The sequence below is a fragment of the Vagococcus fluvialis genome, assembly GCF_003337315.1.
Classification (GTDB): domain Bacteria; phylum Bacillota; class Bacilli; order Lactobacillales; family Vagococcaceae; genus Vagococcus; species Vagococcus fluvialis.
Genome location: NZ_QPJV01000005.1, coordinates 1 through 21,618, shown reverse-complemented (window position 1 = coordinate 21,618; position 21,618 = coordinate 1). Strand labels below are relative to the sequence as shown.

Genomic DNA, 21,618 nt, shown 5'->3' with positions numbered 1-21,618 from the left:
AAGTATAAATTAAATGAATCAATATATCTATAAGACAAAAAAAGAAGCTAACTAAAATAGTTAGCTTCAAATAGAAGATTATTTCAAAATATCTTCAATTTCTTTATATTGTTCTTCAGTTAAAACTGGTTTATATGTTTCTAATAGTTCTTTTTTAGTTGCTTCATCAATATCATCTTTAGTGCTTTGGATGCCACTCTTCATTGCCGCAAAATCCTCATCAGAAACAGTAGTACCTATTCCTGTTGGTGAACTTGGGAATATCTTTTCCATTTCTTCACTTGTTAAGATGTTTTCTTTTTTAGGAAGAACAATGTCAGCTTTTTTATCTTTTAAAGTTGTTTCAACTAATAAAACCATTGAAGAGAAACCAGCATTTTCAGAATCAGCTGCTTTTGGAGCCATATCTAAAGTAACTGTTGTTTTATCTTTTTTAGTATCGACTTTGATTTCAACATTGAATTTTTCAAAATCTTTAAATAAATTTTGAACATCTTTCATATCTGTTTCAGTATCTTCACTTAACGTTTTGATTAAGTTAGTAAATTCTTTTTCAGTAAATGTATGACTAATAACATTATCTTTTTTAGTGAATGATTTTTTATCTAAGCCTTTAATAAAGTCGATGTATTTTTTGTTTAATTTTTCTTGATTCTTTTGAGCAGCTTCCATTTCTTTAACCATGTCAGCCCAAGCAGCTTTATCAGTTGTTTCATCCATTGCAAATACATCTATATATTTACCTTTTAATTGACTAAAATCAGTTCCCTCAGTCATATCCATACCAGTCATAGAACTCATAATACCCATAATGTATTCCATGATATCAGTTGCCATATACATTTTAGGTTCCTTACCGTAATTACCAATCATGTTAAATGGTACTTCCATACCTAAGGCTTTAACTTTCATATCAAGCTCAAAAGCATTGTCTTTTTTAGTATTTTGTTTCATTGTACCTGTTATCGACATATCTTTTAATTGAGTAACCATCATACTTACCATTGGGTTTCCAGCTGTTTCTGGTGAAGAAGGTAGTTCTAATTCTTTAATAGCAACATTAAAGTCATAAGTTCCTTCAGTTTGTTTTACTTGAGACTCCATGTAACTAACAAACTCATCTTGAGCTGATTTTCCACAACCTGTTAACATAAACAGAACAGCAGTTGTTCCAAGTAACATCCCTAATCTTTTTTTCATCTATTTTCTCCTTTTCTTTTTACCTAAACTCTTTTTCCATATCAAAATGTTTAATGCCAGCATCTAAGTATTCTTCTCCAAAAACTGTATAACCTAAACTTTCATAAAATGGAATAGCTTGAGTTTGTGCGCCTAAGATCATTCTTTTACCGTTGTTCTTTTTGGCAAATTCTTCAGCACATACCATAATCTCACGGCCAAACCCTTTTTTTCTAGCGGCAAGAGATACTGCCATTCGTTGAACTTTGTATGTGCCGTTTTCTTTTGGAAATAGTCTAACAGTTGCTTGAGCCTGATTGTCATCATATAAAACAAAGTGAATACAAACATCTTCGTTTTCTATCTCTAGGTCTAAAGGCACTTGTTGTTCAGTGACAAAGACTTCTTTACGTATGGTTAAAGCATCTGTATATGTTTGTGATGATAAATCAGTCGTTTCTTTGATGGTTAGCATTTGAAACACTCCTTTTGCAAAAATGTTGATAAACTGACAAATATAAAAGCAATTTTTGCCAGTTTATATTATACTATAGTGTAATTAGATTAACAAAAGTATGAATTTAAAAATAGATTATATGGAGGAATAAGATGTTCGATAGATTTAAGCGTTCAAAGTTAATGTTTTGGTCAGTGGAATTACTAGTGATTGCCACATTAATTTTAGTAGGTACACAGATTAGTTTTATTTTTAAACCAATAGGAACAATGTTCACAACAATGTTTTCACCGATTTTAATTTCTGGATTTTTGTTTTACTGTTTCAAACCGATTGTGACGTTTCTAGAAAAAAGAGGTGTGAGTAAAACTTGGGGCGCAACAATTGTTCTACTATTATTAGTCGGTATTGTTGTCGTATCTATTTCTTCAATTATACCGAGTTTGGTTAAACAAATTGCAGCATTATTAAAATCTGCTCCAACTTTTATTAAGGAAGTCGAAAGTTGGGCTAATGAAATGAGTCATCATCCAATGCTTCAAAATATTGATTTCCAATCGTATTTAGATAAATGGAATATCTCTATTGGTAATATTGTTCAAACCACTATTAACGGAGTCAGCTCAAGCATAGGCTCATTTGTTTCTTCAATAGCTGGTATTGTTATGTTAATTGTAACAGTTCCTTTTATTCTATTTTATATGTTAAAAGATGGGCACAAAATGATTCCAGCGATTCAAAAATATTTCCCTGAAAAACATAAAGGAGAAATGGTTGATTTACTTAAAAAAATGAGTGAAACCATTGAAAAATATATTAGTGGTCAAATGATTGAATGTTTATTTGTTGGTGTTGGAACAAGTTTAGGTTACATGATTATTGGTGTAGATTATGCCTTTCTGTTTGGAGTGATTGCAGGTCTTACTAATATGATTCCTTATATTGGACCTTACATTGGTTTAGCACCTGCTGTCATTGTGACAGTTTTTGCTGATCCGTGGAAAGCTGTATTTGCTTGTATCGTTGTTCTAATTGTTCAACAAATTGATGGTAATATAATTTATCCAAATGTCATTGGAAAAAGCCTAGATATCCATCCATTAACAATTATCATTATCTTACTTGTTGCTGGAAACTTAGCTGGTCTTTTAGGAATGATTTTAGGTGTTCCTTTTTATGCGGTGTGTAAAACAATTTTTGTATATGTCTTTGATATGGTGCAATTAAGTAAATCAGGTAAAAAGACAGAAGAAGTTGAAATTGTTGATAAAAAGTAAGGTCAATGTAATTGTCAAAACCCTAGTTTTATGATACGATTTTCTGGTAATTGTCTAAGGGCAATTCATCAATAATGATAGGAGAGAACAAGCTTATGAACGCTGACCCTGATAGTCAGTCTATTTTAATCAATGTGATTATATTAGTAGTATTAACGCTGTTAAATGCATTCTTTGCAGCAGCAGAAATGGCCGTAGTTTCGGTTAACAAAAGCCGAGTAGAGGCAAAAGCAGATGAAGGAGATAAAACTTCTATTAAGTTACTAAGACTTATAAATGATTCTGGTATGTTTTTATCAACTATCCAAGTTGGTATTACCTTAGTTACCCTTTTACAAGGGGCGTCTTTAGCTAACTCATTTGCAAGAAAATTGGCACCACTTTTTGGTGATGCAACTTGGGCAAAACAAGCCTCTCAATTGATTGTATTAGTTTTATTAACATATATTTCAATTGTATTTGGGGAACTATATCCAAAACGAATTGCTTTAAACAAATCTGAGGAAGTTGCTCGCATTGTAATGGGCCCAATTAGAGCTTTAAGTGTGATAATGAAACCATTTGTTTGGTTATTATCTGCATCAACAAACTTTATTAGCCGTATTACACCAATGAAATTTGACGATGAAAATGAAAAAATGACTCGTGAAGAGATGGCTTATATCTTAACTAACGAAGGTGTATTAGACCAAGATGAGTTAGGTATGGTTAAGGGGATTTTCGATATGGATACCACACTTGCTCGTGAAGTAATGGTTCCTCGTACAGAAGCGTTTATGATTGATATTCATCATGACTCATCTGAGAACATTGATGAAATCTTATCTAGCCCATTCTCACGTGTACCTGTCTATGATGATGATAAAGATAAAGTAATTGGTATTTTACATTTAAAAAACTTATTAAAAGAAGCTAGAAAATCAGGATTTGAAAACCTTGATTTATTAAAAGTGATTCATGAACCTTTATTTGTTCCTGAAACAATTTTTATTGATGATTTATTAATTGAATTAAAAAGAACTCAAAACCATATGGCGATTCTTTTAGATGAGTATGGTGGTGTTGTAGGTTTAGTAACTTTAGAAGATTTATTAGAAGAAATTGTTGGTGAAATTGATGATGAGTCAGATGAATTAACAGTTGAAAGCCTATATGAAACAATTGGTGAGGATGAATATATTATCCAAGCTAAAATGCCAATTGATGATTTTAATGAAATCTTTGGTACTACTCTAAATATGAATGACGTAGATACAATGGCAGGATATGTAATTACTGCTTTAGGCGTTATTCCAGAACAAGATGAAACCTTAACAATTGATGCAGAACATGTCACTTTAACAACTCATAAAGTTGAAGGCACTCGTTTGTTAGAAATAAAAGTCAAAGTTCATGAAATTGAAGAAGAACCAGAAGAAGATAAATATCGTAAATTAAAAGGTTTAACAGATAAAGAAAAAGATAAAGAAGATTAATGATGCAAGAGAGTGAGAAATCACTCTCTTTTTGTATCTTAATAAAAAGAACAAAATATTATTTAAAAAATCTATATTGTATTTTATGACTTTTCAAACATAATATATTCTTATATAAATGAATAAAAGGTATAGTTTTGTAACGACTTTCATGAGATAATATGACTTATTAAGTTTAAAGGTGGCGTTATGTAATGAAAAAAGGAAGTGTTGTTTTATTAATAGGAATGTTGGTATGTCCTATGACTCTAACAGCAGCAGAGGTACTAACTGAACCAAGTAGAGTTAAAGAAGATAGTGTCATTAGTGAAACGATTCAATCGAGTGAGGAACTCTTTAAGGAAACTATGGCAAGTGCTTCTATAGAAAATGAAGGGTATACTGAATCAGTTCAAAGCACGACTAGTTCAGAAATAGAGGAAATTAAGACAAAAGAAAAAGAATTAACTAATGAAGATTTGTTAAAATATATGGAAGAATTAGCATTGAAAGCAAAAACTCCAGAAGAGTATCAAGAAGTTTTAGAATATTTAAAACAACATACAGATTATAATCAAGTAGAGCATGAGGGAATTGAAGATATTCAGGCTTTTTCAAGTCGTGCTGCTCAAAAAATGGGAGTTGCTCAATTTTTAGGAATAACTAAAGCTCAGCTACTAAGTGAGTTACAAAAACATGAATATGACAATTTTTACTTAGGTACTCCTTTTAGAGGCTTATGGGTACCAAGTGTTCAGTGTATGAGTCCGAATGGAGCCCCTAATAAATATGGACAAGGTTTTAACTGTACTGGTTTTGTTGCTACAGCTTTTCAGAGAGCTGGTGGCGATTTAAGAAGAATTACTAATGTGGCAAATGCATGGGGAGATGTTTGTAACGCATATAACTGGAGAGATGCGCTGAGACCAAACACAGAAAATTATGCATTTAACTCAGTTAATGAATTACTAGCAAGTGGTAAAGCTGAAAAAGGCGATGTTATTTATTTTGAGCCAGATTATACAAAACCAGGATATGATTGTCATATTGGTTTTTTCTGGGGGAGTCGTTCTAATGAAAATTTGATGTGGCATTCTTATGATAAAAACATCAAAAGTAATATAAAGTCTGCTACGCCATTTACAAAAATATACTTATTCAAATTAGGAAATGATAAAAATGCTGTTCAATACGATAAACAAATGAATAATGAAAGATTTGTTGAAAAGACAAATGCAGCAGTTTATTCAAGACCATATAACACTGGAGATAAATCAGTAGATTCCATGAGTGGAATGTATCATAACCAAGTTCATGTATCACGTGAAGTGAAAAATGGACATGGTGTTTGGCAAGAAATTAGCTATTCTAAAAACGGTCAAAAACGTTCTGGTTGGGTACAGGCAACTGAATTAGTAGATGTTATTGACCGACAAAAACAATCAGATAAATTATTACTAAATACTAATACAGCAGCACTCTATGAACAACCTTATTTTAATGGAGTGAAGAGGCTAAAAGTTTTAAATAATCAACGAAAACTGCCGATAGATATTACTGAAAAGGCAAAAACTGGATATGGTGAGTGGTATAATGTTGGTTTTTATGAGGGAGGACGTTATCAAAAAGGATGGTTGAAAACAGCTGAGGTAGAAAAAGTACTTGATCAACGAGTAGTAAATAGAGAATTTAGTGTTAATAAAGGTAACGGAGTAGTTTATGATTCACCTTACACTAGTTCTACAGAAAGTAAAAAAATAGGTAATACATCTATTTATTTAGGAGAAAATCTAAAAGCAGTTGAGGAAGCTTATACAGGTTATGGCCATTGGTATAGGATTGAATCAGATATTTTGGAAGGCTGGGTAAAGGAAACTGATTTAGGAGAGTTTACAGATTTTAATCAATTAAACACAAGAAAAATTATTAATAAAAATGTTGGGGCATTGTATGACACACCTTATGTAGAGGGAAAAACAAAGAAAATTGGTAATTTAAACAATATGTTAAATCAGTCAGTAGAAATTAGTGCAGTTGCAACAACAAAATATGGTTCTTGGTACGAATCAAAATTAAGTAATAATCAAAAAGGATGGATAAAATCCACAGATTTAGATGATAAAATAAATGATAAAAAAATAGCTGAACAAAAGAGTGTTGTTATTAAAAATGGAATCATCTATGATTCTGCTTATTTAGGTCCAAATAATACTAAAGAGATTGGTAAAATAACATCTATCTATCGTGAAACGGTAGAATTAGATCATGTTACAACGACTGGTTATGGAACTTGGTATCATATGACAAAAACAACTTCTGGGAATGAAGTAGATGGATGGATAAAATCCACAGATTTAGCTAATTACATTGATTACAAAGATTTAAATACACGTAAGTTGATTAATAAAAATCTAGGAGCTTTGTATGATAGCCCATACGAAGAAGGAAAAACAAAGAAACTTGGTAATTTAAACAATATGTTAAATCAGTCGGTAGAAATTAGTGCAGTAGCAACAACAAAATATGGCGTTTGGTATGAAGCAAAATTAAGTAATAATCAAAAAGGTTGGATAAAATCCACAGATTTAGATGATAAAATCGATGATAAAAAAATAGCAGAACAAAAAAGTATTAGTAATAAAAATGGTGTGATTTATGATTCTGCTTATTTAGGTCCAAATGAAACCAAAGAAATAGGAAAAACAACACCTATTTATCATGAAACTGTAGAATTGAATCATGTCACAACAACGGGATATGGAACTTGGTATCATATAAGTCAAATAAGCTCAGGAAAAGAAATCAATGGTTGGGTAAAATCCACAGATTTAGCTAATTACATTGATTACAAAGATTTAAATACACGTAAGTTGATTAATAAAAATCTAGGAGCTTTGTATGATAGCCCGTACGAAGAAGGAAAGACCAAAAAAATTGGGAATCTAACTAATATGCTAAATCATTCAGTAGAAGTTAGTGCAGTAGCGACAACAAAATATGGAACTTGGTATGAATCAAAATTAAGTAATAACCAAAAAGGTTGGATAAAATCAACGGATTTAGATAACTATATTGATTATGAACTAATTACTGAAACTAAAAGAATTAATAAAGATATAGGCGCAATTTATGATTCACCATTTATATCAGGAGTTACTAAAAAAATTGATAATCTAAATGGATTAAAGGATACAGAATCTCAAGTAACTGCTAGAGCTGTAACAGAGTCTGGTGTATGGTTCCAAACCGAGTATAAGAAAAATAACCTAAGAAAAATAGGTTGGATAAAATCAACAGATTTTTTTGAAAACGATCTAACAAAATAAAGGAGTATTTATCTAAATGAAAAAGAAAATTAGCATTTATGCATCATTAACAGTTTTATTAAGTCCATCCATAGTTATGGCAGAAGAAGTAATTACATCTAGTTCTACATCTTCTTCACAAGATACAGTGATAGATGTGTCAGAAGAATCTAGAGATATGGAAGTGACAATATTTTCTGATAAAGATGAAATTAGTAAAGAATCTTCTGAAGACTCAAAAGTAGAAAAAATAGTAGAAACAAAAAAAGAAAAAGAAGCAGAATTAATTTTCTTTAATGGTGAGTGGATTGAAATAGAGCCTGAACCAGAAGAAATAGCAGGTATGGAAAAGTATGAACAGCCAGAAATAGATGAAAGTAATCAAAATGTGTTAGGTAGCTTTAATAGTATGATACAGCTAAGAGCTTCCTTTAGTGAACCTAGAGTAATTGAGTCTAATAATCAAAGTATTCCTAGAATTGACTTTGTAGATGTTTCTTCTCACCAAGGGAACATTTCAGTAGCTGACTATCAAAATATGAAGAAACAAGGAATTACTGGTGTTGTTGTTAAGTTAACAGAGTCTACCAATTATATTAACCCTAATGCAGCTAACCAAATTAATAATGCTAAAGCCGCAGGGTTAAAGGTAAGTGCGTACCATTTTAGTCACTTTATGAACAAAGACTCGGCAATTGTTGAAGCGCGTTTTTTTGCTAAAGCTGCTAAGGATTTCGGACTTGATAGTAGTACAGTTATGGTAAATGATGCTGAAAAATCAACTATGAATAACGGAAGAATTACAGAAAACTCAATTTATTTTGCTTCTACGTTAGAAAATGAATTTGGCTTTAAGAGAGTTGTTCATTATAGTATGGCAAGTTGGTTTACACCTACAATTTTAGATATGGCTAGATTAGGTGGAGACTTATCATCTTGGAAAGCAGAGTTCCCGTACTCACCTTCCAAAAATAATTTACTACATCAAGAGTCATCTGCATGGCAATGGGGAAGTTCAACTCATTTTGTAGGTGATAGCCAAAAAAATAGAATATTTGATACAAATATAGATTACTCAAATACTTTTTCAACTCCTTTAAAATACGATATCTATCCAATTACTAAGAAGACCTTTATTGTAAATGATTTAGGAGCTATCTATAACGAACCTTACATTTCAGGAACTATCAGACAAGACACTACTGAGGGTATGTTGAATCAAATGATAGATATTACAGCTCAATCTGAAACAGGTTATGGCTTGTGGTATCAATTTTCATACGTAAAAGCAGGTATAAATAAAGTCGGTTGGTTAAAATCAACTGACATTCAAGATATCATTGAAGAAAAAGAAATAGATCAATTATTATATGTTAATCTAGAAAATGGAGCAGTGTATGATACACCTTACACTGAAACAACAAAAAAAATAGGAACAACAGCTAATATTAAAAACAAAGAATTTAAAGTATCAAAATCAGCAAAAACTGGTTATGGTGTATGGTATTTTGGTAACTATGAACAAGATAATACTAAAAAATCTGGCTGGATAAAATCAACAGATTTAGTTAATGAATTGGTAGTAATTACTCCAATTAGTGATAAAACATTTATTATTAATGGAAATGCTGCTATTTATGAGAAACCCTATGTAGAAGGTGTAAAAAGACAAGATGTAACAACTGGTATGGATGGTCAAGTTATTGATTTGACTGCAAAATCAGATACAACTTTTGGTGAGTGGTATAAATTTTCATATGTAAAATCAGGTTTGAAAAAGACTGGTTGGATAAAATCAACAGATACTATGAACACCATTGATGAAAAAAAAGAAAATAAAATGTTATATATATCTAATGAAAATGGAGCAGTATATGATACACCTTATACTGCAAGTACTCAAAAAATAGGAACAACAAATGGATTTAAAAATAAAGAATTCAAAGTGTCTAAATCAGCTTTAACAGGTTACGGATTATGGTATTTTGGTACATATATACAAGATAAAGAAAAAAAATCAGGTTGGATTAATACAACTGACTTAACTGATAATATAGTTGTAACTACTCCGATATCAGATAAAACATTTATTATAAATAATAATGGGGCAATCTATGAGAAACCTTATGTAGAAGGCGTAAAAAGACAAGATGTGACAACAGGAATGTCTGGTCAAGTAATCGATCTAACAGCTAAATCTACAACATTTTTTGGAGAATGGTATGAATTTTCATATGTCAAATCAGGTATAAAAAAAGTGGGTTGGATAAAATCAACAGACACTCAAAGTATCATTGAAGAGGCAAAAGAAAATCAAGTTTTTTCAATTATCAATGAAAAAGGAGCTGTTTATGATAGCCCTTATACAGCAAGTACTCAAAAAATAGGAACAACAGAAGGATTCAAAAATAAAGAATTTAAAGTATCAAAATCAGCTAAAACAGGTTATGGATTGTGGTATTATGGTGAATACACTCAAAATAATACTAAAAAAGTCGGCTGGATTAAGTCAGTAGATCTTGATAATAATTTAAATGTTATCACTCCAATAACAGATAAAACATTCATTATGAACAATAATGGAGCAATTTATGAGAAACCCTATGTAGAAGGCGTAAAAAGACAAGATGTGACAACAGGAATGTCTGGTCAAGTAATCGATCTAACAGCTAAATCTACAACATCTTTTGGAGAATGGTATGAATTTTCATATGTAAAATCAGGTATAAAAAAAGTGGGTTGGATAAAATCAACAGATACTCAAAGCATTATTGAAGAAAAAAATGAAAATAGTTTATTTACAATTATCAATGAGAACGGTGCAGTGTACGATAGTCCATATACAGCAGATACAAAAAAAATAGGGACAACATCAGGATTCAAAAATAAAGAATTTAAAACATCGAAATCGGCAAAAACAGGTTACGGATTATGGTATTATGGCGAATATACTCAAAATAATACTAAAAAGGTCGGCTGGATTAAGTCTTCAGATATAAAAAAATAAGCTAGTATCACCCAATTAAATTACATAAAAATACTATCTTTTTAATTCTATATCCATTAGAATTAGAAAGATAGTATTTGTTATGAGGAGGAAAAAATGAGTAAGATTAAATCTATTTGGATATATGCTTTTTTTGTATTTATTCTATCTATAGTTGTTACATTATCGTGGGATGACTTTTTTTGGGGAAGTAGTTCTGGAATGAATCAATTAGCAAATAACTTCCAAGGATATAATGGCAGATATTTAGGTAATATAATAATAATGGCAATCACAAGATTTACAATACTTAGAGTAATTTTATATACATTGATTAATACAGGTATTGCATTTGTGATGTCTAAACTACTATCTGATAAAGTGAAGATGCAATATATAATATTAATTTTACTAGCGATACCAATTGGCATTTTTAGACAAACTTTTGGTTGGTTTTCAGGTTTTGCTAATTACAATGTGTCATCTTTAATAGTATTAACGATCTTCTTTTTAATTTATAAAGTTGAATCTAGGTGGTTTGTTTCAATTAGTATTTTTATACTGTCATTTGGCAGCCAATTTTTTGCGGAAAATGTATCAACTGCTAATATTATTATTAGCGGACTAATACTTTTGGTTAGTTTTTTCATAGACAAAAAGAAAATTGTACCTTCAATTGCTTGGTTAAGTGGGGCATTAATTGGTTTTTGGATAATGATGCAGAATGCAGCATACCATTCAGACTCATCTAGAGGATTAACTAATGTATACTTTGGAGAATTATTTAAGCATTTATTACAGGATTGGTCTGAGTTAGTCATCAAGGATAATTTTATTTTAATGGCATTATTCTCGGTAGTAATTTACTTTTTATTAAAGAAGAATAAATACTTAGGTGGATACTTAGTTTTCTTTAATATCTATTTTATTATTCGAAATCACTTAGGTGTTACATATCATCAACAACCTTTATATATGCTCATAGCAGAATTAGGAATGATTGTATTATTCTTTTTCATTTTAATATATGTAGGTGTAAAATATTTAGATGGAAATAATAGAGAACTTTATTTGGTATTTCTATTTTCAGCAATAATTATGGTTGCTCCGTTCTTAATAGTAACTCCTTTCGGTCCAAGAAATGTGTTATTGAGTTATTTGATGTTAGGAATTTCATTAGGTATACTTTGGACTGAACTGGAACCAAATATAAAATCAATTAATGTTTTAAATCAGATGACAAAAAAAATTATGATATCAGTTGCTTTATTTTATATTGTTTTATATGGAATAAATGGATTTGAAAATAGTAGAAGACTTAATCAAATAAAAACAGCTCAAGAAGAAGGTACAAAAGTTGTAGAAGTTAGAAAACTGCCATTTCCATTTTTAGGACAATATCTTGATGGAATTAATCCAGGTGTTAGAGAAACTGAATACAAAGATTTTTATAATATTTCTAAAGACTTAGAAATAAAAGTTGTTAATCGTGGAATGCCACTGCCATGGTTACAAACTAATAATTAAAATAGTGAATAATAAAGTAGTGAATAATAAAGTAGTATAGGAGGTAAGAATATGAAATTAATTACTTTTTGTATACCAATGTATAATGAAAGTGAAAATATTAAAGAATTGCATAGACAATTGAATATATTGTCGGAACAATTTATTAATAAGTATAATTTTGAGTTCTTATTTATTAATGATGGTAGTATAGATAATTCTCTTGATATTGTTAAAGAGTTAGCGAAATCCGATGAGAGAATTTCATTTGTAGATCTTTCAAGAAATTTTGGAAAAGAAGTGGCCATGCTTGCTGGATTTGATTATTGCAAGGGTGATGCAATAATAATGATGGATGCGGACTTACAACATCCACCAGCAACAATACCTCAAATGATTAAAGAATGGGAAAATGGATATCAAGATGTTTATGGAAAAAGAGTAACTAGAGAGGGAGAAAGTTTTTTCAAAAAGAAAACTTCTGAACTTTATTACAAAATTTTAGGCAATTTTTCTCAAATCCCTGTTTTACCAGCAGTTGGAGATTTTAGATTACTAGACCGTGTTTGTATCGATAGTATGGTAAAGATTCGCGAGAGTCAAAGATATACTAAAAGTATGTATATGTGGATAGGCTTTAAGAAAAAAGAAGTAGAGTTTGAATCAAATGAACGTTTTGCAGGACAAACAAAGTGGAAACTAAAGAGTCTTATTCAATTAGCAATTGATGGAATTGTTTCTGATTCTAAGGTAGCTTTAAGATTGTCTTTTTATAGTGGGATTATTATTTCTCTGATGTCATTTATTTATATGATTTATATATTGATAAAAACGTTACTTGTTGGTAGTACAACACCAGGATTTCCTACGTTAACAGTTTTAATCCTATTTTTAAGTGGTTCTCAATTGATTTTTCAAGGAATTATGGGTGAGTATATAGGGAAAATTTATACTGAAGTAAAAAATCGTCCTCCTTACTTAATCCAAGAATATTATACTAATCAAATAGATGATAAGGATTGAAAAGCAGGAGTGCACACTCCTGCTTTTTGTTAAGTATCGGAAAAAATCGGTGTAGAATTACTGAGATTTATGATATGATAAGAACGTTATATATCATGATATATCTAATTTGTATTTGTTTTGTAATTAAATATTAATTAATTATAATCATGACTTAAGGAGAAGAGAAAATGAAAGTCTTGATGATAATACCTGCTTATAATGAAGAAGGTAGTATTCTAAAAACAACTCAGAGTATAGAGTCTTTTAAAAATGAAGTTCCATTCGAATTGGATTATGTTGTCATAAATGATGGATCAACAGATAAAACAAAAGAAATAATTAAAGCAAATGATTTGAATGCTGTTCATTTAATTGAAAATTTAGGTATTGGTGGAGCAGTCCAAACTGGCTATCTGTATGCATACGACAATGATTATGATATCGCTGTTCAATTTGATGGTGATGGACAACATGATATTAAATCAATTGAAGCGCTAGTTACGCCAATAATTGCTGATGAATATGATTTTACAATTGGTTCTAGGTTTGTAGAAGGTTCACCATCATTATTTAAAACGTCATTCTCAAGAAGAATGGGTATTAATTTGATATCTTTATTTATTAAACTGAAATCAGGTAGAACATTAATGGATGTGACTTCTGGATATAGAGCAGGTAATAAAAAGGTGATAGAGTATTTTGCCTATAATTATCCTAAAAAATATCCTGAGCCTGAAACAAATGCGATATTAATAAAAAAAGGCTTCAGGGTAGATGAAGTTGGTGTTAATATGTTTGAACGTTTAGAAGGTAGTTCTTCGATAACTCCAATTAAATCAGTACGATATATGATTGAAGTATTAACTTCCATTTTATTACTTTCAAATAGGAGGCTAAAATAATGGTATTATCTATTTCAATGATTGTTTTATCTGTAGCTTTTTTAGTATTGATTATCAAATTAATAAATTCATCAACATTTACCTTAGAGCATTCGCTAATGTGGTTAGGTACAGGCGTTGTTATGATTATTTTTTCATTATTTCCTGGTATTCCAGAATATTTTTCTGATTTATTAGGATTTGAAACAATGTCTAATTTTTTATTAGTGATGGCAGTACTGTTTAGTTTGGTACAATTGATTATTTTTACTAAGCATATAACTAAGCAAAGTCATGATATTAAAAGACTAGTACAAGAATTATCAATTTTAAAAGAAAAAGTAGAAAGAAAGGAAAAATAGAATATGATATTATTTTTAGTATATGTCATTTTATCGTCATCAGGAATTATACTATTTAAATTAGGTTCTGCCGAACTATCAATCAAAATGGTAAGCAACCAACTTAACATGAATTTCCCTATGATGAGTATTTTAGGTCTAATGTGCTACTTGATTAGCTTTATTTTATGGATGATTATTATTTCAAAATCAGATGTAAGTTATATAGTACCTCTTGGACTAGGACTTACAAATGTTTTGATTTTAGTAGGATCGATGGTTGTTCTTAAGGAAAGTATTAATGTGTACGGTATTATTGGCATTGTCATGATACTCGGTGGTACGTTATTAATCAACAAAGGATAAATTATACACTTTGTTAAAGTTAGTATTTTCTAGCTTTAATAAAGTGTTTTTATTAGTTTGACTAGGTAAAAATAAGTGAAGATGTACAAAGATGGTGAAAAAATGTTTAAGAAAAAAATAGATATATTGTTATTGGTGTGATAGCTGTGTTTTCACTATCATTACTTGTAATAGAATTATTTGTAAATAAAAATGAAGCTGAAGACTATGTAGAGACTAACAATCAAGAAACTAGTATTTCTTCAATGAATGATATGTCTATCTTAACCTTAGGAGATTCTATAACTTGGTTGGATGGTAATAAAGTTTCAGGTGTTGAAAGTATAGTAGGATATCAGCAAGTTTTAAGAGAAACAGGTGCAACTGTTTTTAGTTATGGTGTATATGGAGGAACATATAGTCAAAAACAAAACTCATCAGGAAAAGTTAAATCCATCTACCAGGAGACAGTTATTAATAAAGCAGTTAATTTTTCTAATTTAGATACCATTATATTATTTGGCGGAACTAATGATATTGGAACGAACATGCCTTTAGGTTCAGTAGACAGTCAGGATTCGTATACAACATTAGGGGGCAATAAATCTAATTATTGACTATTTACGATTAAACAACCCAAATGCAGATATTATTTTATGTAGCCCAATTTACTCATCAAGAGAAAACAGATTACCTACTGAAATGGAAGAATTTATATCTGATTTAGAAAAGTTAAGTGAAAAAAAGAATCTTTATTTCGTTGACATGTACAATGACTTGGAAATAAATGAATCAAGTGCTAATTTTTTATTGTATGATGGACTTCACCCCAATAATTTTGGTATGGAAATTATTGGTAATAAAATAAAGGAATCAATTGATGAAGTTAGACGAATGAAAATTTTAGATAGAAAGCTAGTTGAATTGGAAAATATCAACTAGCTTTTAATAGAAACAAAGTGATACATTCACATTATGTATGTATCATGCTATAATTAACAATGTTTTGATAACAAGTAACTTTAGATAAATAAAGGATTAGTTAAGGAGAATATTATGGGTTTTAACCAACAACATGAAGTCGATCGTAGAAGAACTTTTGCGATTATTTCCCATCCGGATGCTGGGAAAACAACAATTACAGAACAATTACTTTTATTTGGTGGTGCTATTCGTAGTGCTGGTACTGTAAAAGGGAAAAAAACAGGAAACTTTGCAAAATCTGACTGGATGGATATTGAAAAACAAAGAGGAATATCGGTAACAAGTTCAGTGATGCAATTTGATTTTGATGATAAACGTGTCAATATCTTAGACACGCCAGGACATGAGGATTTTTCAGAAGATACATATCGTACTTTAATGGCAGTAGATAGTGCTGTCATGGTTATTGATAGTGCAAAAGGGATTGAAGCACAAACGAAAAAACTTTTCCAAGTTTGTCGTATGCGTGGTATTCCTATTTTTACGTTCATTAATAAACTAGATAGAGATGGTCGTGAACCATTAGATTTATTAGAAGAATTAGAAGAAGTCTTAGAAATTGATTCTTATCCAATGAACTGGCCGATTGGTATGGGAAAAGGATTTGAAGGATTATATGACACCTTTAATAAGCGTGTTGAAGTTCATCGCCCTGAAAGATTTGATGGTGAAAAATTCTTACCATTAAATGACAATATGGAATTAGAGATGGATCATCCATTAAAAGAATTATCAATTTTTGATCAAGTTCAAGAAGACGTTGAGCTTTTACTTGAAGCAGGAAATGAATTTTCAGAAGAAAAAATTGCTAAAGGTGAATTAACTCCAGTATTCTTTGGTTCAGCTTTAACTAACTTTGGTGTGCAAACATTTTTAGAAACATTTTTACAATTTGCTCCAGCACCATCTGCTCATAAAACAAAAGAAGATGGCGAAGTTAGTCCATATAGTGAAGATTTTTCAGGATTTGTCTTTAAAATCCAAGCTAATATGAATCCTGCTCACCGTGACCGTATTGCTTTTGTCCGTATTTGTTCAGGTTCATTTGAGCGCGGTATGGATGTGAAGTTATCTCGTGATAATAAAAAAATTAAATTAAACAACTCAACTCAGTTTATGGCAGACTCTCGTGAACAAGTAGAAGAAGCTGTAGCAGGTGATATCATCGGTCTTTATGATACAGGTAGCTACCAAATTGGAGATACTATTTTTACTGGAAAAGAAAAAATAGAGTTTGAAGAATTACCTTCATTTACTCCAGAATTATTTATGAGAGTAACAGCTAAAAATGTGATGAAACAAAAATCATTCTATAAAGGTCTATATCAGTTAGTTCAAGAGGGAGCTATTCAGCTTTACAAAACTTACTTAACAGAAGATTTTATCATTGGTGCTGTAGGGCAACTTCAATTTGAAGTGTTTAAACACCGTATGCAAGGCGAGTATAATACAGAAGTCATTATGGAGCCTATGGGAAGTAAAATCGCTCGTTGGATTGACCCAGAGCAATTAGATGAGAAAATGAGCTCAAGTCGAAATATTTTAGCTAAAGATAGATTTGATCAACCATTATTCTTATTTGAAAATCAATTTGCAATGCGTTGGTTTGCTGATAAGTATCCAGAAGTGGAACTTAAAACGTTACTATAATAAAAATTAAGAAATTATCGGATTGGAGAATTAAATGGATAGTGTTGTTAAGTTATTTAATGAAAGAGTAATGAACAGAAAAAAATTATATGTTTTCGCTTTCTTATTTACTTCATTTATATTAATAGCTGAAAAGCAATTTATTGGTATTCCTAAAAAAGCAGTTTTATTTGTGTCATTAATTGTATTTTTAATAATTTTCTTTTGGAATGAAAAAATTGAAAAAAATGTATTATTGATTAGTATGACTTTTGGAATTTTATTTTCTGTAATGTCACCAATTTATGAAGTCTGGGATGAACCAGCTCATTTTACTAGGGTGGTACATATTTCTGAGGGCAATTTTTATTTAACAAATGAAAGAGATAATCAGTTTGTCTCTAAAGATGTTAATAAATTAGAAGAGATTTCAAGATATACTTCACGGAGAAAAGAAGTATTACCAAATACATTTGAAACTGAACTATGGAATTATAAGCATAATCCAGAAAAAGAAGAGCAATTTAGGGTAAATGTAACAAGTGCTTATGGAACAATTGCTTATTTACCAAGTACTTTAGGTTATATGATTGGTAAAATTATTTCTAATAATAATTTAGGAGTTATGTTTTATCTAGGAAGGATATTCAATGCAATTTTTTATGCTCTATGTGCATATTTAGCTGTAAAATTATCTGGGAAATGGAAACATATTATGGCATTTTTTGCACTGCAACCTTTAATGGTTTATGTCAGTGGTTCTTTTAATCAAGATGCTATTAGCTATGGTTTATTATTAATAGTAGTAGCACTCTTTTTCAAAATGATTCAGAATGAAAATGAAAAAGTAGTGATGAAGGATATAGTTATCTATACATTGTTGTGTGTGTTGATGGCGTTTACTAAATTACCATATATTGTTTTGGCAGGCTTAATCTTCTTTATACCTTTCAAAAAGTTTGATAGTAGAAAAACTTATTTTGTGATGATAGGTGGAATTTTGTTAGTGATTGCAGTATCAGCATTTTGGTTTAAAACTTACCTACAGATAGAAGGTATTGTTCCAACTGCTGAAAATGTAGATGTGAAAGAACAAGTTAAATTCATGCTAGAAAATAAAAAAGAAGCATTAGGAATCATATCCACAGGTATGTTTAACACTATTGGAAAGTATAAGCAGTTAACAGCGTTTGCATGGGATTATCAAGTATCAAATACACTAGCTTTAGTCAATTTAATTTGTATAGGAATAGTATTTGGATTTCCGATGAAAGATATAGATAAAGTAAGTAAGTGGACTAAGTTTGGTGTAATAGTAATCTCATTAATAATTACAGTATTTATTTATCTATCAATGTACTTAACTTGGACTACAGTTGGTTTAGGACATGTTTTAGGTGTACAAGGTCGTTATTTTGCAGGAGTTGTTCTGATCTTACCTATAGCTTTAAATTTTTCAAAATATATAGGTGAAGTTAAAGAAAATAGCTACACAATTAATACATTACAAGTTGTCTCGTTCTTATTACTAATATGGACCTTAGCTTCAAGAATTGGCGTGTATTATTAATAAATGCCCACAATTTAAAAGTATAATAATAGTTAAGAACCTATAAAAAAATAGAATAGGAGCTTATAATATGAGTCAAAAAATAAAAAATATTTTAGATTTTTCTACTCTTGTTTTTAGCGATGAAGTGACTAAAGCAACGAGAGATACTAGTTATTATTACAGAAAGGTAGCATCAAATAATTTAGATAAAAATGCTGCTTTATTTGAGAGCTATCATGCTGTATCTACTACTGGAAATATTTATGCATTATTTGAAGAATTATGCAAAAAGAAACCCAATATGAAAAAATATTGGGTTTATACAAAAACTAGTCCACTATTGAATGAAATTAAAAAAAATTCTAATACTATTTTAGTTGAATATGAAAGCCGTCAATATTTTAAAATTTTAGCAACGGCAAAGTACTTATTTAATGACACTTCTTTTATGCCATATTTTATTAAACAACCAAGTCAAGTTTATATTAATACTTGGCATGGAACCCCTTTGAAAACTTTAGGGTTAGATATTATTAGTCATGGACAGAATGATCATAAGAATATACAAAGAAACCTATTAGCAACTGATTATTTAATGATGCCTAATAAATTTACAGCTGATAAGCTGTTAACCTCGCATCATTTAAATGGGATTTTTCCAGGGAAAGTTTTTGATACTGGTAATCCTAGAATGGATCTTAACAAAAAAAATTCATTAGAAATGAAAAAAAAATATGGGTTAGATTTTAAAAAAAAATATATTCTATATGCTCCAACATGGAAAAAAGGTGTAGATGAAACTACGGATGAAGATGTCTATGAGTTAGTAAAACAATTGGAGTTGTTACAAAACTCAGTTTCAGATGACACTGTTATTTTATTAAAATCTCATTATTTTATTTATGAAAAATTTGTCTCATTTGGTTTAGAAGATAAAGTTGTACCTGATTGGGTAGATACTAATGAATACTTAACAACAATTGATGCTTTAATCACTGATTACTCTTCGATATTTTTTGATTTTCTTCCTTTTGAAAAACCCATTTATTTCTACATGGAGGATTTAGAGTATTACCAAAATACTCGAGGTTTGTATTTAGATATTGAAGGTTTACCAGGAGAAGTTTATTATAATATTCCTGATCTATCAAAAGGAATTGCAAGTGATTATGAAATTTATTTAAGTATTCATAAAGAAAAAATAAAAAAATACTTAGATAAATTTTGTTATTTAGATAACGGAACTGCCTCAGAACGTATTATTAATATTATTTTTGAGGAAAATTCAATTGATACTGAAGAGCTAAACTTTACAAGTGATAAAGAAATATTATTATTCTATGGTGGTGGTTTTTATAATAATGGAATAACTAGTTCTTTGATTAATTTATCTAATTCAATTGATTATGAGAAATATGAAGTTATAATTTTAGAGTACCCTAATGCTGCCAGTGAAGTAAAAACAAAAAATTTAGCTAGATTAAATAAAAATGTAAAGATAATTTTTAAATTTGGACAAGTACCTCATTCATTTTTAGATGGAATTTCGAATAAACTTTTAATGAGACGAGGATTAGGTGGAAGATTTGTTAACGAAAAACGATTGAAAAGATATAATACGCTTGATAGATATAGAACATTAGGAAATTTAAAGCCAGATTACTATATTGATTTTGGTGGTTATAATAAAGCTATGAATAGTTTCTTTGCACTATCAAATGATAGTAAAAAAATTGTGTTTTTACATAATTTGATGAAAGCTGAGTATGATAAAGTTGTTAATAATAGATTTATTCATAAATGGAATTTAAAAGTAATTTTTAGTTTATATAATCATTTTGATAAAATTGTGTCAGTGTCAGAATCTGTTAATGAACAGAATAAGATTGAAATAAAAAAAGTCCAACCTAATTTAAATACATCAAAAATGTATTATTGCGAGAATACGATTGATGGGGAAGCAATTTTAGAAAATGTTTCTCATATTCGAGATATTAATAAAATTTATACAATGCCAGATAAAATATTAGTAGATAAAACTGATGAGGATAAGATAGAGACATTTTCTTATGTGCCGAAATTAAATCAAGAAGACATCAATTTTGTAACAGTTGCAAGATTATCTCCTGAGAAAAATCATAGTAATACTATCATTGCTTTTGCTGAAATTGTGAAGAAATATCCTCAAGCAAAACTACATTTAATTGGTAGCGGACCTGAGAAAAGAAATTTAAATAAATTAGTACTAGAAAAATCTTTATCTGATAGTGTCTTTTTCTATAATCATTTAAATAATCCATTTTATTTTGTTAAACAATGTGATTGTTTTGTTTTATTTTCTAATTATGAAGGTCAAGGTTTATCGATTATTGAATCACAAATTTTGGGTGTACCTGTAATAGGAACTAATGTATCAGGAATTAGGTCAGTATTAGAAAATAGTGAACAAGATTTATTGGTACCTTGTACAATTGATGGTATTGTTGAGGGATTTGAAAGATTTATCGATGGAAAAATTAAAGCAGATAATTTTGATTATAAAGAGTATAATGCAAAAGCTTATTCTCAGTTTGAGAATTTATTAAAATAAACTAAAAAAGCATGTAGTCATAACGGCTCTTCGTCAAATCGGACTGATGAGTCGGATATATAAGATGATAAACTTGAGATTACTCTCAGATTTATCATCTTTTTTAGTTATTTAATTTTAATAAGGC

General features: G+C 29.7%; 16 protein-coding genes. 14 read left to right on the top strand and 2 right to left on the bottom strand.

Going from position 1 to position 21,618, the window contains the following annotated elements; translation table 11 throughout:
• Positions 1-78: 78 nt before the first annotated feature.
• Both DFR54_RS06350 and DFR54_RS06345 read right to left on the bottom strand, forming a co-directional pair.
• Positions 79-1,200: a hypothetical protein gene (locus DFR54_RS06350; RefSeq protein ID WP_114289516.1), complete on the bottom strand. Its 1,122-nt coding sequence runs from the start codon at positions 1,198-1,200 to the stop codon at positions 79-81.
• Between the two features lie 19 nt (positions 1,201-1,219).
• Positions 1,220-1,654, bottom strand: coding sequence for a GNAT family N-acetyltransferase (locus DFR54_RS06345; RefSeq protein ID WP_114289515.1), 435 nt, complete (start codon positions 1,652-1,654; stop codon positions 1,220-1,222).
• A gap of 134 nt (positions 1,655-1,788) precedes the next feature.
• On the opposite strand from DFR54_RS06345, the gene DFR54_RS06340 reads away from it, so the two are divergent.
• The 14 genes from DFR54_RS06340 (at position 1,789) to DFR54_RS06275 (ending at position 21,491) form a co-directional block, all read left to right on the top strand.
• Positions 1,789-2,913: an AI-2E family transporter gene (locus DFR54_RS06340; RefSeq protein WP_114289514.1), complete on the top strand. Its 1,125-nt coding sequence runs from the start codon at positions 1,789-1,791 to the stop codon at positions 2,911-2,913.
• Positions 2,914-3,008: 95 nt separating this feature from the next.
• Positions 3,009-4,388 carry a hemolysin family protein gene (locus DFR54_RS06335; RefSeq protein WP_114289513.1) on the top strand — a complete coding sequence of 460 codons (1,380 nt, stop codon included), beginning with the start codon at positions 3,009-3,011 and terminating at the stop codon, positions 4,386-4,388.
• A 194-nt stretch (positions 4,389-4,582) separates the two neighbouring features.
• Positions 4,583-7,693 (top strand): GW dipeptide domain-containing protein, encoded by a 3,111-nt coding sequence (locus DFR54_RS06330; RefSeq protein ID WP_114289512.1) that lies wholly within the window; start codon positions 4,583-4,585, stop codon positions 7,691-7,693.
• 16 nt (positions 7,694-7,709) lie between these two features.
• The gene (locus DFR54_RS06325) at positions 7,710-10,679 is read left to right on the top strand and encodes a GW dipeptide domain-containing protein (protein ID WP_114289511.1); all 2,970 of its coding nucleotides are present in this window, start codon (positions 7,710-7,712) and stop codon (positions 10,677-10,679) included.
• 96 nt (positions 10,680-10,775) lie between these two features.
• Positions 10,776-12,185 carry a DUF6056 family protein gene (locus DFR54_RS06320; protein WP_114289510.1) on the top strand — a complete coding sequence of 470 codons (1,410 nt, stop codon included), beginning with the start codon at positions 10,776-10,778 and terminating at the stop codon, positions 12,183-12,185.
• A 51-nt stretch (positions 12,186-12,236) separates the two neighbouring features.
• On the top strand, positions 12,237-13,187 hold the full coding sequence (locus DFR54_RS06315) for a glycosyltransferase family 2 protein (RefSeq protein ID WP_086341392.1): 951 nt from the start codon (positions 12,237-12,239) through the stop codon (positions 13,185-13,187).
• A gap of 170 nt (positions 13,188-13,357) precedes the next feature.
• Complete coding sequence (locus tag DFR54_RS06310) at positions 13,358-14,071, top strand: glycosyltransferase family 2 protein (protein ID WP_114289509.1); 714 nt, start codon at positions 13,358-13,360, stop codon at positions 14,069-14,071.
• On the top strand, positions 14,071-14,412 hold the full coding sequence (locus tag DFR54_RS06305; protein ID WP_249033375.1) for a DUF2304 domain-containing protein: 342 nt from the start codon (positions 14,071-14,073) through the stop codon (positions 14,410-14,412). Before DFR54_RS06310 ends, DFR54_RS06305 begins: the two co-directional genes overlap by 1 nt.
• A 141-nt stretch (positions 14,413-14,553) precedes the next feature.
• A complete protein-coding gene (locus DFR54_RS13375; RefSeq protein ID WP_249033374.1) occupies positions 14,554-14,757 on the top strand; it encodes an EamA family transporter in 204 nt (67 codons plus the stop codon).
• A 146-nt stretch (positions 14,758-14,903) separates the two neighbouring features.
• Positions 14,904-15,353 (top strand): SGNH/GDSL hydrolase family protein, encoded by a 450-nt coding sequence (locus tag DFR54_RS06295; RefSeq protein ID WP_114289507.1) that lies wholly within the window; start codon positions 14,904-14,906, stop codon positions 15,351-15,353.
• Positions 15,337-15,678 carry an SGNH/GDSL hydrolase family protein gene (locus tag DFR54_RS06290; RefSeq protein WP_114289506.1) on the top strand — a complete coding sequence of 114 codons (342 nt, stop codon included), beginning with the start codon at positions 15,337-15,339 and terminating at the stop codon, positions 15,676-15,678. Before DFR54_RS06295 ends, DFR54_RS06290 begins: the two co-directional genes overlap by 17 nt.
• A gap of 114 nt (positions 15,679-15,792) precedes the next feature.
• Complete coding sequence (locus DFR54_RS06285) at positions 15,793-17,370, top strand: peptide chain release factor 3 (protein ID WP_114289505.1); 1,578 nt, start codon at positions 15,793-15,795, stop codon at positions 17,368-17,370.
• Positions 17,371-17,404: 34 nt separating this feature from the next.
• Entirely contained in the window at positions 17,405-18,919 is a 1,515-nt protein-coding gene (locus DFR54_RS06280) for a DUF2142 domain-containing protein (protein WP_114289504.1), read from the top strand.
• Between the two features lie 70 nt (positions 18,920-18,989).
• The gene (locus tag DFR54_RS06275; RefSeq protein ID WP_114289503.1) at positions 18,990-21,491 is read left to right on the top strand and encodes a glycosyltransferase; all 2,502 of its coding nucleotides are present in this window, start codon (positions 18,990-18,992) and stop codon (positions 21,489-21,491) included.
• The last annotated feature ends 127 nt before the right edge of the window (positions 21,492-21,618 follow it).